Below are 14,248 nucleotides of genomic sequence, written 5' to 3' on the forward strand. Positions count from 1 at the left end.
AAGTTTGGATTAAGCAATGCGATTTTTTCAGTTAGCGCTGTTGGTTTTAGCGCTATTTATTCAGTACAGACTTTGGTTCGGCCACAACGGCGTGGAGGACTACACTCGGATAAAATCCGTGGTTAAATCGCACCAAGAAACCAATGCCAATCTCAGTAAACGAAATAAATTATTAAAAGCGGATATCGACGATTTAAAACTCGGCCTTGAAGGGGTTGAGGAGCGTGCTCGTCATGAGCTCGGCATGATTAAGCCTGGCGAAACTTTTATCCGTGTATTACCGAAAGTACCTCATGAAAAGAAACGATAAACTTGCAGTCGTCATCCCCGCAGCTGGGGTTGGCAGTCGTATGCAGGCGCAGATGCCTAAACAATATATTCCACTATTAGGTAAACCAATTTTAGTACACACACTGGAAAAACTAGCCGGGCTTGAGTGCGTCAGTCAATTTATGGTCGCCGTTTCCAAAGAAGATGGATATTTTTCATCGGCGTTACTGCCTGATAGCCGTTTTAGCCACTGCGAAGGTGGACAAGAACGTGCCGACTCTGTTTTATTGGCGCTAAAAGCATTGGCACCAAGTCGCCCTGACTGGGTGTTAGTTCATGATGCAGCTCGACCTTTAGTTGCGCTGGACGATATTCATCAGCTGATTTCACAATGTATAAATCAACAGCAAGGTGGCATACTGGCTGCCAAGGTTAAAGATACCATCAAACGCGGTGCGGAGTTGGTACAGGAGACCGTGCCTAGAGCGTCGTTATGGCAGGCTTTTACGCCTCAAATGTTTAGGTATGAAGAGTTATTGGCGGCATTGGAGCTTGGACTTTCTCAAGGTGCAAATATCACAGATGAAGCATCAGCGATGGAATTACAAAATCAGCCAGTCCAACTCATTGCCGCGCGTACGGATAACATTAAGATCACGACGCCGGAGGATTTACCTCTGGCGGAGTTTATAATTCAACAACAAGGTAAACAGCATGATTAGAATTGGCCACGGATTTGATGTTCATAAATTTGGTGGAGCTGGCCCATTGACGATTTGTGGGGAAAAAATTCCTTACGAACAGGGCTTTATTGCGCACTCCGATGGTGATGTGGCAATTCATGCATTGTGTGATGCCTTGTTGGGGGCACTTGCGCTGGGAGATATTGGTAAGCACTTTCCTGATACCGCGAGTGAATTTGAAAATATCGATAGTCGTATTTTATTACGCCGCGTGATGGAACAAGTAAAAGCGGTTGGCTATAAAATGGGCAATGTCGACGTCACGATTGTCGCACAAGCACCAAAGATGCGACCACATATTGATGCGATGCGCACTAACCTTGCTGCGGATTGTGAAGCGCAGCTAGACCAAGTTAATGTTAAAGCAACTACCACTGAAAAGCTGGGTTTTGAGGGACGTAAAGAAGGGATCTCAAGCCATGCTGTGGTGCTATTGGTAAAAGCATGAAGACACTCAATTATCTTTATGGTAAACCGTTATCTGACGGCGATTATAAGTCACAACCAGAAGACTTTAGAGTCGAAGAAATTTTAGATATTCCTTTTACTGGCGAAGGTGAGCACGTTTGCTTGCAGATCATAAAAAAGGGAGAAAACACTGCCTTTGTCGCTAAAAAGCTTGCAGAATTTGCCCAAATTTCACCGCGAGATGTCAGTTATGCTGGAATTAAAGACAGACACGGTGTTTGTACGCAGTGGTTTAGCGTGCCGGTGCCAATTAAAAAGTCGATAGATTTTAGTGCACTAAATAGTGACTCTATTTTTGTGGTGCAGCAAATACGGCACAATCGAAAGTTAAAAACAGGTTGTCATAAGGGTAATCGCTTTGCCATTACCCTCAGAAACGTGACTGCTCCACTTGATATTCTGTCGCGTATTAATGCCGTACGCCAAGGGGTTCCTAATTATTTTGGAGAGCAACGTTTTGGTCATGATGGCCACAACTTAGCCATGGCAGATAGGTTATTTGACGGCGAAAAGATCCGCGATAAAAAACTCAGAGGGTTGGTACTTTCAGCCGCTCGCTCTCATCTGTTCAACGAAGTCGTTAGTCGCCGCGTGGCAGAGCATGGTTTGGCAACGACTTGGCACCGTGAAATCTTTTTACTGAGCGGTAGTAACGCCTTTTTTGACTCAGAGATTGATTGCGAACTCATCGAGCGGTTACTGAATGGCGATATTTTGCTTTCGGCGCCATTGGTTGGTAAAGGTGAAAAGGGCTTATTGCCGCAAGAGCGTGAATGGTTGGCACCTTTTGCTAAATGGCACGAAGGATTGGCAGAATTTGGGATGAAAAATGAGCGTAGAGCGCTCAGATTAATACCCGAAGCGCTTAAGGTGAGTATGGCTGACGACAGTACGCTAACCCTTGAATTCAGTTTACCAAAAGGAACTTTTGCCACGGCGCTGCTCAGAGAGCTTGTTAATCATAAAGATGCCAGTAAAAAGTTTAATAAACATGAAGAGTCGATACAGCAGTGAGATACTCATTGTCTAACAAGAAAAAGAGGTGAAATATGAAGATCCTATTGAGTAATGACGATGGTGTTCACGCCAAGGGCATTGCTATCTTGTATCAAGCGTTATCACAAATCGCAGACGTAACCGTTATTGGTCCAGATAGAAACTGTAGCGGTGCGAGTAACTCGTTAACCTTATTAAACCCGCTCAGAGCAACTACGCTAGATAATGGTTTTATCTCCGTGAATGGCACGCCAACCGACTGTGTTCACCTTGGAGTGAACAAACTGATGGATGAATTGCCGGATTTAGTCGTTGCAGGGATCAACAATGGCGCTAACCTTGGCGATGATACGCTGTACTCCGGCACTGTTGCGGCGGCCACTGAAGGTCGACATGTGGGCTTACCTGCGATTGCCGTTTCTCTTTGCTCTAAAAATGAAGCCCATTATGAAACTGCAGCACATGTCACGGTGGAGATCATTAAAAAGCTTGCAAACCATCCGCTACCAAAAGACCAAATCATTAATATCAACGTCCCTGATATTCCATTAAGTGACTTAAAAGGGATTAAAGTCACTCGACTAGGCTCACGTCATAAAGCGGATACCATGACCGAACAAATCGACCCATGGGGCCGAAGTGTGTACTGGTATGGCACCTTAGGTCATGAAAGTGACGCTGGTGAGGGCACGGATTTTCACGCTGTAAACAACGGTTATGCCGCTATCACACCGCTCAAGGTGGATATGACGGCTTACGAGAGCTTAGATGCTGTGGCGAGCTGGTTATCTTAAGAGGCGTATGTGCTGAGTAATTATCAGGGCAGCGCTAATGCGCTAGTGGAACTGCTAAAACAGCAAGGCGTAGAGGATGAAGTGGTACTCAGTGCCATCGCTAACACGCCTAGACACTTGTTTGTCGATGAAGTGCTTAAACATAAGTCATATGAAAATACAGCTCTTCCTATCGGACAAGGACAAACAATATCGCAACCTTTTATCGTTGCAAAAATGACCGAAGTGTTAAAACAAGTGGGTGTTAAAGGGCGTATTTTGGAAGTGGGGACGGGCTCAGGTTATCAGACCGCAGTACTCGCGCAAGTGTTTGAACAGGTCTTTAGCATTGAACGGATCAAGTCACTGCAATGGCAAGCGCGCAGAAGGCTGCATTTGCTGGATTTATATAATGTGACGATGAAACATGGAGACGGTTGGAAAGGCTGGGCTTCAAAAGCGCCTTTTGCAGGGATCATTGTTACTGCCGCAGCACAATCAGTACCAGATGAGTTATTGGCGCAACTAGAAGATGGCGGTGCTATGGTCATTCCCATCGGGGTTGAAGCGCAAACACTCACCTTGTTTGTTAAACAAGGGGAGCAGTTTATTCGTCACGCCCTCGCACCTGTACGCTTTGTGCCTTTAGTCGCTGGCGAAGTCGGTTAATTTTGTAGCTTTAAAAAACAACTCCATAAAATATAACTATTTTTTCCAGTAGAATGTGAAAACCAAGCAAAATTAAGTTAGATTGATATGATAGTCGTTGATAGTAGCACTGGAAAATATAAGTAATGTACAAGTCTCAGGTCATCATATCGATTTGTTTAAGCGGCCTGCTTGTTGCCTGCTCATCGAATCATACGCCTGCGCCTGTAACAACTTTATACTCTGGTAAGACCACTTCGTCACATAAAATTAATATTAACGGAAGCAGTTACAAAGTAAAAAAAGGCGATACTTTATTTGCAATTGCATTTAGCGCGAACAAAGATGTAAGAACGCTCGCGCAAATCAATAAAATTAAGCCTCCGTACACGATCTACCCCAATCAGATCATTCGTCTAGAATATCCCAAAAATAAAAACAAAAAGAACACAAAATACACGAAAGTAAACCACAAGTCTCAGTCTTTAAAACAAAAAAGTAACAAAAGCCCCAAAAAAGAGCTTGATAAGCCAAATCAACGAGAGTATGTTCAAAGACAAGCCACACAAAAATCTAGTAGTACCAAGGCTTTGTATAATAATAAGGTACTATGGAAATGGCCTGCTGAAGGCAAAGTGACTCGTCACTTCTCTGTTAAAGAGAATGGTTATAAGGGATTGGAGATCTCTAATAAACCAGGTACTTCAGTTAAGGCTGCTGCTGGCGGTGTAGTTGTATATGCAGGGAGTGCGTTGCGTGGGTATGGTAATTTAATCATTCTGAAACATACAGATGATTATCTAAGTGCGTATGCCCACAACGCTAAGTTACTCGTCAGAGAACAGCAAAAAGTTAAAGTTGGGGAAAAAATTGCCGAAATGGGTAGTACAGATGCTTTTAAGACGGCGCTTAGGTTTGAGATCCGTTTTAAAGGTCAAGCTGTAAACCCGGCAAAATACTTGCCATAAAGTAATGCGAGTACATCGATTGGTTCGAGTACCCTTACTTTTATTCGCTTGGGGAGAATACTTATGGCTCACACTGCAAAATTACCTACAAAATCTACTCCAGAGTTAGACAAGTTCGAAGATGATAATATTGACGAACCGAAAGACGAATTACTTGAAGACCTCGAAGACGACGAAGAAGTTTTTGCCAAAGAAGAAGTGGTTAAAAACTTAGATGCTACTCAACTCTATTTAGGTGAAATTGGATTTTCCCCACTGCTCAGTGCAGAAGAAGAAGTTTACTTTGCGCGTAAAGCGTTAAAGGGGTGCGAAGCCTCACGTAAACGGATGATAGAGAGTAACTTGAGATTAGTGGTTAAAATCGCTCGTCGCTATAACAACCGTGGTTTAGCATTACTTGACCTCATTGAAGAAGGTAACTTAGGCCTGATCCGGGCGGTGGAAAAGTTTGATCCAGAACGTGGATTTAGATTTTCTACATATGCAACTTGGTGGATCCGTCAAACTATCGAACGTGCAATCATGAACCAAACTCGTACCATTCGTTTGCCTATTCATGTTGTCAAAGAGCTCAATGTTTACCTACGTACAGCACGTGAATTGACACAAAAGCTGGATCATGAACCTACCGCAGAAGAAATCGCTGAATGTCTCGACAAACCCGTCGAAGAAGTCAGTAAGATGCTGCGTCTAAACGAAAGGATCACTTCGGTTGATACGCCTATCGGTGGTGAAAATGACAAAGCACTGCTCGATATTATCGCGGATGAAAAGGGCGGTGGTCCAGAAACCGAAGTACAGAGCAACGATATTAACAAACACATTGTTGATTGGCTTGGAGAGTTAAACCCAAAACAGCGAGAAGTGCTCGCGAGACGCTTTGGTTTGCTTGGTTATGAGCCATCTACACTTGAGGATGTTGGCCGCGAAATCGGGCTAACGAGAGAGCGGGTAAGACAAATTCAAGTTGAGGCGTTGAGACGCTTAAAAGACATTTTACAACACGAAGGGTTAAGTACCGATAGCCTATTTGAGCAACAGTAAATTGGTATGATTTACTCATTAAAAAAGCCGCAATATGCGGCTTTTTTAATTCTTGAAATGGTATAAAACCAGCAAAGATAGAAAGCGATTACAAGCTTTCTATCTTGGCTTTTTGTTCAAGTAGCTTAGTTTTTGCATCGCTAAACTCAGCTAATTTTGCTTTCTCTTTAGCAAGTACTGCTTCTGGTGCGTTACTTACAAACTTTTCGTTTGCGAGTTTCTTTTCAACCTGCTCAAGACCTTTTTCTGCTTTTTCAAGCTGCTTAGCAATACGCGCAAGTTCTGCTTCTACATCAATCAGACCTGCCATTGGGATCATGATTTCAAGGTCGCCGATAAACGCAGTCGCACAAGCTGGTGCTTCGTCTTTGCTTGCAAGCAAATCTACCGTTTCCAGTTTTGCCAGAGCGCTTAAGAAAGCTTGGTTTTCTTCTAGACGACGTTTGTCATCTTCGCTTGCACCAGTAAGTAACACGTTTAGCGGCTTGCTTGGGCTGATGTCCATTTCACCACGAATGTTACGGATAGCAATAATAAACTGCTTCACCCACTCAAGATCAGCCATCGCTTGCGCATCAACTTTGCTTTCGTCGAATACTGGGAACGCTTCAAGCATAATTGTCTTCGCTTCGACACCAGCGATTGGTGCTACACGTTGCCAAATTGTCTCTGTGATATAAGGCATTAGTGGGTGCATCGAACGAAGTAAGCCTTCTAATACGGTGATAAGCGTATGGCGTGTACCACGCTGCTGCGCTTCATTGCCTTTAAATAGAATTGGCTTAGTTAGCTCTAGATACCAGTCACAGAATTGGTTCCATGTGAACTCATAAATGGTGTTTGCCGCAAGGTCAAAGCGATAGTTATCCAAGTGCTCAGAGAACACCTTAACCGTATTTTGGAATTGGCCTAAAATCCAACGATCCGCTAGAGAATACACTTTTTCGTTATCGTTGAAGCCACAGTCTTGTTCTTCTGTGTTCATCAATACATAACGGCTAGCATTCCAAAGCTTGTTACAGAAGTTACGGTAACCTTCAAGACGGTTCATATCCCAGTTGATATCACGTCCCGTTGACGCCATTGCTGCAAGAGTGAAACGCAATGCATCAGTACCGTGTGCTTCAATACCATCGACAAATGTTTTGCGCGTATTCTTTTCGATTTTTGCCGCAAGCTGTGGTTGCATCATGTTGCCAGTACGTTTAGTCACTAGGCTCTCAAGATCGATACCGTCAATCATGTCTAGTGGATCTAACACGTTACCTTTTGACTTAGACATCTTATCGCCATTTTCATCGCGAATAAGGCCAGTCACATAAACGGTCTTAAATGGAACTTGAGGTTTACCATCTTCATCTTTGATGAAATGCATGGTCATCATGATCATGCGAGCTACCCAGAAGAAGATAATGTCGAAACCAGTAACCAAGGTATCTGAAGGGTGGAATACCTTTAGATCTTCTGTGTTTTCAGGCCAACCTAACGTTGAGAAAGTCCACAGTGCAGAAGAGAACCAAGTGTCTAGTACGTCTTCATCTTGGGTCAGCGTTACGCTCGCATCCAGGTTATGGTTTTGACGAACTTCAGCTTCGTCACGACCAACATATACATTACCTTCGCTGTCATACCATGCTGGGATCCTGTGGCCCCACCAAAGCTGACGGGAAATACACCAGTCTTGAACATCACGCATCCAAGAGAAGTACATGTTCTCGTATTGCTTAGGTACAAATTGAATATCGCCATCTTCTACCGCCTTTACAGCAGGCTCTGCAAGAGGTGCAACGCGAACATACCACTGATCGGTAAGTAGTGGCTCGATTACTACGCCAGAGCGGTCGCCGTAAGGAACGGTTAGACTGTGATCGTCGATTTTCTCAAGTAGACCAAGCTGCTCAAACTCGTCAATGATTTGCTTACGCGCATCGAAACGGTCAAGGCCGTGGAAACGCTCTGGAATTGGTGCATCCATCGCTTCAAGTGGCTTACCATCAAAAGTAAAGCACTCACCCGTATTCAGAACTGCTGCGTCTTTGTTGAACACGTTGATCATTGGCAGCTCATGGCGCTTACCAACTTCGTTATCGTTAAAGTCGTGTGCTGGCGTGATTTTTACGCAGCCCGTGCCTTTTTCCATATCTGCATGTTCATCAGCAACGATAGGAATACGACGGTTGACAATAGGAAGTTGAATTTCTTTACCAATTAAGTCTTGGTAACGTTCATCATCCGGGTTTACTGCAACGCCAGTGTCGCCAAGCATGGTTTCTGGACGAGTGGTTGCTACGATAATGTAGTTTTTACCATCTTTAGTGGTTACGCCATCCGCAAGTGGATAGCGCAAATTCCACATATGACCCTGCTTGTCTTTATTTTCAACTTCTAAATCAGAAATCGCAGTGTGTAATTTAGGATCCCAGTTAACTAGACGCTTACCACGGTAGATTAAGTCATCTTGATATAGGCGAACGAATACTTCTTTTACCGCTTCAGACAGGCCGTCATCCATCGTAAAGCGTTCTCTATCCCAATCTACAGACGCACCTAAGCGGCGTAACTGTTTGGTAATTGTGCCACCTGATTGGTCTTTCCACTCCCAGATTTTATTGATGAATTCGTCACGGCCTAAATCATGGCGTGATTTACCTTCTTCGGCTGCAAGCTTACGCTCAACAACCATCTGAGTTGCAATACCAGCGTGGTCAGTACCCACTTGCCATAGCGTGTTTTTGCCTTTCATACGCTGATAGCGGATCAAAGTGTCCATGATAGTGTCTTGGAACGCGTGGCCCATGTGTAGACTACCTGTGACATTCGGCGGTGGGATCATAATCGAGTATGCGTCACCATTGCCTGATGGCTTAAAGTAGCCATTTGACTCCCAGTCTTGATACAAAGACTGTTCAATATCTTGTGGATTGTAGGTTTTATCCATTACACAGAACCCTAAAAATGCTATTTCTCAATGTCTTCAGTGGAAATTGTTGCGCCAAGTGCACGAAGTTGCTTAAAGCGTTCTCGTGCGGCTTGCTTAGCGCTGGCTTCAACAGGCACAAAATCTATCACCTGTTCAAAGCGACGAATAAAGTCAGGGACGACCCGAGCTAGATTAATAAGCACGGGGCGACGAGCAGCAGGAGGCATAGTGCCAATTTCCACCGGTGCGCCGCCTTTGGGGCCTTCGCCTTGTAAGTTGTGGGGCACAAACCTGTCTGCGTCAAAACACCAAAGGTGCTCATCGAATAAATGAGCATCGTCAGTATTATCGACGTTAACAAAGATACGGTGTCCAGCTTGATATAAGCTCGCCGCAGTTTGTGCTGCCAGATCAAAATGAGCCGGAACGCTAATCCCCGGCTCATCGTTTTGTTTTAACACGTAAAAGCGCGCTTTGATAGTCATGATAATAATACCAATTGCGAGGAGTACTGAGGTTTGCCACAGGCTCCACAGCTGCTCAATATCTGTAATCTTGTTTACCGTGATAGCGTAGACGAAGAAAATCAGTATGCGCGGCTTAGTTTAAAACTAATTATAGCGCCACTTAAATGCACATAAATAAGCCTGTATTCTGCCATATAAAGGCAATACCATCAATCAAGAAGCAAGAGAAGAAGAATAAAATATGGCAAGTGGGGGAAGTGCATGTTGAGGTGGTTTAGTGGTTTAGTGGTTTAGTGGTTTAGTGGTTTAGTGGTTTAGTGGTTTAGTGGTTTAGTGGTTTAGTGGTTTAGTAGCTTTGTAGTGTTAATTTGGTGCGGGATATAGTCGCGGGGTAAACCCGCTGCTACGGTTTGGATTAACCTTGTGTAGCAGCGACTTTATGTCGCGACTAGACTATTAGTCTTGCTGTGCGTCCGTGATATTGGCGCGGTTAAGTAAATATTGCATCAGCATAGGCACAGGACGACCTGTAGCGCCTTTGTTCTTGCCGCTGCGCCATGCAGTACCTGCGATGTCTAAATGCGCCCAGTTGTACTTTTTCGTAAATTTAGACAAGAAACACGCGGCTGTAATTGTGCCAGCTGCGCGACCACCTAAGTTCGTAAAGTCAGCAAATGGGCTTTCAAGTTGTTCTTGATAATCATCCCAAAGCGGCAGTTGCCACGCTCTGTCGCCACTTTGTTCTGACGCTTTTAGCAAATCATGGGCAAGCGGGTTATGGTTAGATAATAAACCTGTCGCATGGCTACCAAGCGCAACGATACATGCCCCCGTTAATGTCGCTACATCGACAACGGTTTCTGGCTCGAATGCTTCAACGTAAGTTAGCGCATCGCACAGTACTAAGCGGCCTTCGGCATCCGTATTGAGTACTTCAACGGTTTGACCGGACATAGTGGTTAAAATATCGCCCGGACGGTAAGCATCGCCCCCTGGCATATTTTCGCAGCCAGCTAAAACACCAATTACATTAAGTGGCAGTTGCATTTGTACGACAGCTCGCATTAAGCCAAGTACGCCTGCGGCTCCGCCCATGTCGTATTTCATTTCATCCATCGCTTCGCCAGGCTTGATAGAAATACCACCCGAGTCAAATGTTAAGCCTTTACCCACGAATACGATTGGTGCTTGGCCTTCGTCACCACCGTTATAGTGGATAACCGACATCACTGACTCGTTGCGACTACCACGGCCAACTGCTAGGTATGAGTGCATACCCAGCTCTTCCATTTCTTGTTCACCAACAAGGTTTACGGTAACGTTATCAAAGTCTTCAGCCAACTGTTGTGCTTGCTCGCCCAAATAACGAGGGTTGCAGATATTTGGTGGCATATTCGCAACGTCTTTACACAACTTACTACCAGCTGCGATAGCAAGACCGTGCTCAATAGCGCTTTCACCGATTGTTAATTCACGGCGCGTTGGTACGTTAAAGACGATTTTACGTAGCGGGCGTCTAGCCTCACTCTTTTTGCTTTTTAGTTGATTAAAGGTATACAGGCAATCTTGCGTGGTTTCGACCGCTTGGCGAACTTTCCAGTAAGTATCACGGCCCTTAACATGTTGCTCGGTCAGAAAACATACCGCTTCCATTGAGCCAGTTTCATTTAACGTATTGATGGTCTTAGAGATGATTTGTTTGTATTGTTTATCATCGAGCTCTCTTTCCTTACCACAACCCACCAACAAAACGCGTTCGCTGAGTACATTTGGTACATGATGAAGAAGTAGAACTTGTCCTGGTTTGCCTTCAAGATCACCACGTCTGAGTAAATTTGAGATATAGCCTTCGCTTATTTTATCCAGCTGTTCACCAATTGGTGAGAGACGGCGTGGCTCGTATACACCTACAACAATACATGCGCTACGCTGTTTCTCTGGACTACCACTTTTAACGCTGAATTCCATTGCGACTCCTGAGTCTTTGTCATGTCATTTTGAACTTTTTACGCCAACACACTTTCCTACATTAAAGTCATGAATATGCTTTAACCTTAGGTAGGATATTCCGGCGCATTGACATATAATAAAGTGACTAAAATAATCAGTTTACTCAATTTTTCCCACTATTCCAGTGAAACAAGACGTTTTATAGGGACGAACATTGCTTATTTTCCGCTATTTAACGGGTGAAGTACTAAAATCTCAGGTTGCGGTTTTTCTCACCTTAATGACAATATTTTTGTCACAAAAGTTTGTACTCATTCTGAGCTCAGCGTCTGAAGGGAGTATACCGGGTAAGTTAGTACTTGCTATGCTTGCGTTGAAACTGCCACAGTTGGCCGGATATATTTTACCGCTTAGTCTCTTTCTTGGGATCATCTTAGCCTATAGTCGCATCTACGCCGACAGTGAAATGACGGTGCTACGCGCTTGCGGGGTCAGCGAGTGGTATGTCGTTAGGGTAACTTTAGTCTCCAGTGTCTTTTTTGCATTACTGGCCGCTTGTGTGAGCATGTATATTGCGCCTTGGGCGAGCGAAAAAGAGTACCAATTAAGAGAGCAAGCTGATGCGGAATCGGGGCTTTCTACTCTCAGAGCCGGTAGATTTCAGCAAACGGGCAATGAAAAAGCGGTGGTATTTGTTCACGGTATTAGCGAACAAGGCCGCGAATTAGACAAAGTGTTTGTCGCGCAATTGCCCGAGAAAGACTCAAATCAAGCCGCTCGTTTAGTGTATGCGCAAAAAGGTGAAGTGATTGAGCTTGATAGTGGTGAGCAGCAATTACTCCTTCATGAAGGTAAGCGGTACGAGACCGATGGTTTCAGCCAAGCACTTAATCGCACTGAATTCGGTACTTATCAAGTGCAAATTAAAGAACAAGAAATTGAACACCAGCGCCGTAAATTAGAGGCTATTCCAAGCTTACAGTTACTTGAAATGGATACGCCAGAAGCAAAAGCACAATTTCAGTTGCGATTATCGGTGCCCATTTCCATTTTGCTACTCACTTTACTGGCGGTTCCTTTGAGTGTGGTAAACCCAAGACAAGGCAAGTTCGCTAAGCTCGTGCCAGCAATTACGCTATATTTGGGTTATTTCATTTTACTCAATGCAGGCAAGTTTTTGTTAGCTGAAGAAAAAGTGCCAGCTTCAGTTGGTCTCTGGTGGATCCACCTAAGTGTACTCTTTATCGGCGTTTATTTAATTGCGAAAGGAAGACCTTTTGGTGTGTGGGTGCGCTCGGTATTTATCAAACGGGAGACGACGGTATGATGAAGACGCTAGATTGGTACTTAGGGCGTAGCATCTTACAAACCACGGGTTTCGCGCTATTAGTTTTTGTTGGGATCAATACGCTTATAAAGTTTATTGAGCAACTGCGCTCGGTTGGTCGTGGCAGCTATGATTTACTCGGTGCCATGCTCTACACCATTTACAGCATGCCAAGCGATATCGTCGTCTTTTTCCCGATGGCTGCGCTGATTGGTGGCCTGATTGGTCTTGGTGCACTTGCCTCAAGCAGTGAACTAATTGTTATGCAAGCGGCTGGGTGGTCGCGTTTTCAAATTATCATGTCGGTGATGAAAACGGCAGTGGTGCTGGCATTACTGATGATGGCGCTTGGAGAGTGGGGCGCACCAAAAGCGGAGCAAACCGCAAAACGGTTAAAAAACGAAGCAATTTATGGCGGTGAAGTCTACAGCGCTCAGCGTGGTGTTTGGGCGAAAGACGGCGGCAATTTTATTAACATTGGTAATGTTGAAAAAAACGGTAAGCTTAAAGATATCGCAATTTATTATTTCGATGACTCACTAACACTAGCAAAAATCGTACGCGCTCAGTCGGCGCAAAGCATATCTAACGGCTGGCAATTGCAAGATGTGGAAGAAGTGCATATCGATCAACAGCAAATTACAACGCATTATTCAAAATCAATGCTCTACGAGTCTGAATTAAGTGAAGACAGGCTAGGTGTTGTATCGATAGAGCCCGATGCTTTGTCTTTTACAGGGTTATGGTCATTTCTCGCTTATCTAAAGCAAAATGAGCAAGATTCAAGTAGCTATGAACTCGCGCTGTGGCGTAAGGTGATGCAGCCGCTGACGATTGGGGTAATGCTGCTGGTGGCTTTGTCATTTATCTTCGGGCCATTGAGGACGGTGAGCATGGGCGCGCGGATTATTATGGGCGTGGTAACAGGCTTAGCTTTCCATCTGAGTAATGAAATTTTTGGCCCTATCGTGATGGTATATCAAGTTCCACCGGTAGTTGGTGCGTTAATGCCAAGCTTGTTATTTATTGGATTGGCTATCCATCTGCTGAAGAAACAAAATTAACGTTTTGAATTAAGTAAAAATATAGGCCTCATATTGAGGCCTATATTTTTTATGGACATGGCTAATGGAATAGGCTGCTATTTGAAGCTTAGATTAGTCTAAGCTGTTATACACCTTTTTATTTTCCTCTTTGCTCAGTACCACTACCTCAGTGCCACACAGCATATCCTGGAGCGATCTTTTCTTTTTAAAGTCTAACAATACTATCAGATTACCCAGTCCAAGTAGCGCGCATAGGCTACGAGCGATTGCTTTTGGCCAAGTTAACAGTGCTCCGTCAGGGGTTTGCACTTTTAAGCGCCACGCGCGCATGCCGATAGTTTGGCCGCTCTTAGTCCAAAAATAGGCAAAAAACAGCACCGAAACCAGCACCAATAACATAGCTCTAAGTGTATATAAGATAGGATCCGCTTGGATCAGCGCCGATACGTCTTCATGATTGCCAAGCGCGAGCAGGTTAAATGAAATTAAGGCATTGATGGTTAGTAAAAATAACACGGTAGTCAGCATTGCGAACGCGACGACCACTAAGCTGTCGTATATAAGTGAAGCCAAGCGACGGCTGAAATTCGCTGGAGCAAAATGTGACATAACAACTCTCATAATTACA

14 protein-coding genes are annotated in these 14,248 nt (G+C 44.3%); 10 read left to right on the plus strand and 4 right to left on the minus strand.

Annotated elements, in window-relative coordinates:
- The first annotated feature begins 16 nt into the window (after positions 1-16).
- From ftsB to rpoS, 8 genes are all read left to right on the plus strand, one after another.
- The gene (ftsB, locus tag CTT31_RS03235) at positions 17-310 is read left to right on the plus strand and encodes a cell division protein FtsB (RefSeq protein ID WP_010377404.1); all 294 of its coding nucleotides are present in this window, start codon (positions 17-19) and stop codon (positions 308-310) included.
- Positions 294-992: a 2-C-methyl-D-erythritol 4-phosphate cytidylyltransferase gene (ispD, locus tag CTT31_RS03240; protein WP_211859271.1), complete on the plus strand. Its 699-nt coding sequence runs from the start codon at positions 294-296 to the stop codon at positions 990-992. The genes ftsB and ispD overlap by 17 nt, the downstream gene beginning before the upstream one ends.
- On the plus strand, positions 985-1,461 hold the full coding sequence (gene ispF, locus CTT31_RS03245) for a 2-C-methyl-D-erythritol 2,4-cyclodiphosphate synthase (protein WP_260491975.1): 477 nt from the start codon (positions 985-987) through the stop codon (positions 1,459-1,461). Before ispD ends, ispF begins: the two co-directional genes overlap by 8 nt.
- Positions 1,458-2,495 carry a tRNA pseudouridine(13) synthase TruD gene (truD, locus tag CTT31_RS03250; RefSeq protein WP_260491976.1) on the plus strand — a complete coding sequence of 346 codons (1,038 nt, stop codon included), beginning with the start codon at positions 1,458-1,460 and terminating at the stop codon, positions 2,493-2,495. The genes ispF and truD overlap by 4 nt, the downstream gene beginning before the upstream one ends.
- Before the next feature lie 35 nt (positions 2,496-2,530).
- Positions 2,531-3,271 carry a 5'/3'-nucleotidase SurE gene (surE, locus tag CTT31_RS03255; protein ID WP_010377409.1) on the plus strand — a complete coding sequence of 247 codons (741 nt, stop codon included), beginning with the start codon at positions 2,531-2,533 and terminating at the stop codon, positions 3,269-3,271.
- Positions 3,272-3,280: 9 nt separating this feature from the next.
- Positions 3,281-3,919, plus strand: a complete 639-nt coding sequence (locus CTT31_RS03260; protein WP_130126819.1) for a protein-L-isoaspartate(D-aspartate) O-methyltransferase — start codon at positions 3,281-3,283, stop codon at positions 3,917-3,919.
- A gap of 125 nt (positions 3,920-4,044) precedes the next feature.
- The gene (locus tag CTT31_RS03265; protein WP_260491977.1) at positions 4,045-4,866 is read left to right on the plus strand and encodes a peptidoglycan DD-metalloendopeptidase family protein; all 822 of its coding nucleotides are present in this window, start codon (positions 4,045-4,047) and stop codon (positions 4,864-4,866) included.
- 63 nt (positions 4,867-4,929) lie between these two features.
- Complete coding sequence (rpoS, locus tag CTT31_RS03270) at positions 4,930-5,910, plus strand: RNA polymerase sigma factor RpoS (protein ID WP_017217021.1); 981 nt, start codon at positions 4,930-4,932, stop codon at positions 5,908-5,910.
- Between the two features lie 88 nt (positions 5,911-5,998).
- Here the strand turns inward: rpoS and CTT31_RS03275 are convergent, their stop codons facing one another.
- The 3 genes from CTT31_RS03275 to pepA form a co-directional block, all read right to left on the minus strand.
- Positions 5,999-8,848: a valine--tRNA ligase gene (locus CTT31_RS03275; protein WP_260491978.1), complete on the minus strand. Its 2,850-nt coding sequence runs from the start codon at positions 8,846-8,848 to the stop codon at positions 5,999-6,001.
- A 20-nt stretch (positions 8,849-8,868) separates the two neighbouring features.
- Entirely contained in the window at positions 8,869-9,315 is a 447-nt protein-coding gene (locus CTT31_RS03280; RefSeq protein ID WP_010377414.1) for a DNA polymerase III subunit chi, read from the minus strand.
- Positions 9,316-9,753: 438 nt separating this feature from the next.
- Positions 9,754-11,265 (minus strand): leucyl aminopeptidase, encoded by a 1,512-nt coding sequence (gene pepA / locus CTT31_RS03285; protein ID WP_010377415.1) that lies wholly within the window; start codon positions 11,263-11,265, stop codon positions 9,754-9,756.
- A gap of 196 nt (positions 11,266-11,461) precedes the next feature.
- Between pepA and lptF the strand changes: the two genes are divergently transcribed.
- Positions 11,462-12,574, plus strand: a complete 1,113-nt coding sequence (lptF, locus tag CTT31_RS03290) for an LPS export ABC transporter permease LptF (protein ID WP_039494438.1) — start codon at positions 11,462-11,464, stop codon at positions 12,572-12,574.
- Positions 12,571-13,638 carry an LPS export ABC transporter permease LptG gene (gene lptG, locus CTT31_RS03295; protein ID WP_017217017.1) on the plus strand — a complete coding sequence of 356 codons (1,068 nt, stop codon included), beginning with the start codon at positions 12,571-12,573 and terminating at the stop codon, positions 13,636-13,638. The genes lptF and lptG overlap by 4 nt, the downstream gene beginning before the upstream one ends.
- Positions 13,639-13,731: 93 nt before the next feature.
- Here lptG and CTT31_RS03300 read toward each other — a convergent pair whose 3' ends face one another.
- Positions 13,732-14,229 (minus strand): RDD family protein, encoded by a 498-nt coding sequence (locus tag CTT31_RS03300; protein WP_069020908.1) that lies wholly within the window; start codon positions 14,227-14,229, stop codon positions 13,732-13,734.
- Positions 14,230-14,248: the final 19 nt, after the last annotated feature.

The sequence above is a fragment of the Pseudoalteromonas maricaloris genome (genome assembly GCF_024746855.1).
GTDB classification, from domain to species: Bacteria; Pseudomonadota; Gammaproteobacteria; order Enterobacterales; family Alteromonadaceae; genus Pseudoalteromonas; species Pseudoalteromonas maricaloris.

Excerpts from the sequence above, each read along its gene's own strand:
- ftsB (WP_010377404.1), top strand. The coding sequence starts at position 17 with ATGCGATTTTTTCAGTTAGCGCTGTTGGTTTTAGCGCTATTTATTCAG.
- ispD (WP_211859271.1), top strand. The coding sequence starts at position 294 with ATGAAAAGAAACGATAAACTTGCAGTCGTCATCCCCGCAGCTGGGGTT.
- ispF (WP_260491975.1), top strand. The coding sequence starts at position 985 with ATGATTAGAATTGGCCACGGATTTGATGTTCATAAATTTGGTGGAGCT.
- truD (WP_260491976.1), top strand. The coding sequence starts at position 1,458 with ATGAAGACACTCAATTATCTTTATGGTAAACCGTTATCTGACGGCGAT.
- surE (WP_010377409.1), top strand. The coding sequence starts at position 2,531 with ATGAAGATCCTATTGAGTAATGACGATGGTGTTCACGCCAAGGGCATT.
- CTT31_RS03265 (WP_260491977.1), top strand. The coding sequence starts at position 4,045 with ATGTACAAGTCTCAGGTCATCATATCGATTTGTTTAAGCGGCCTGCTT.
- rpoS (WP_017217021.1), top strand. The coding sequence starts at position 4,930 with ATGGCTCACACTGCAAAATTACCTACAAAATCTACTCCAGAGTTAGAC.
- CTT31_RS03275 (WP_260491978.1), bottom strand. The coding sequence starts at position 8,848 with ATGGATAAAACCTACAATCCACAAGATATTGAACAGTCTTTGTATCAA.
- CTT31_RS03280 (WP_010377414.1), bottom strand. The coding sequence starts at position 9,315 with ATGACTATCAAAGCGCGCTTTTACGTGTTAAAACAAAACGATGAGCCG.
- pepA (WP_010377415.1), bottom strand. The coding sequence starts at position 11,265 with ATGGAATTCAGCGTTAAAAGTGGTAGTCCAGAGAAACAGCGTAGCGCA.
- lptG (WP_017217017.1), top strand. The coding sequence starts at position 12,571 with ATGATGAAGACGCTAGATTGGTACTTAGGGCGTAGCATCTTACAAACC.
- CTT31_RS03300 (WP_069020908.1), bottom strand. The coding sequence starts at position 14,229 with ATGTCACATTTTGCTCCAGCGAATTTCAGCCGTCGCTTGGCTTCACTT.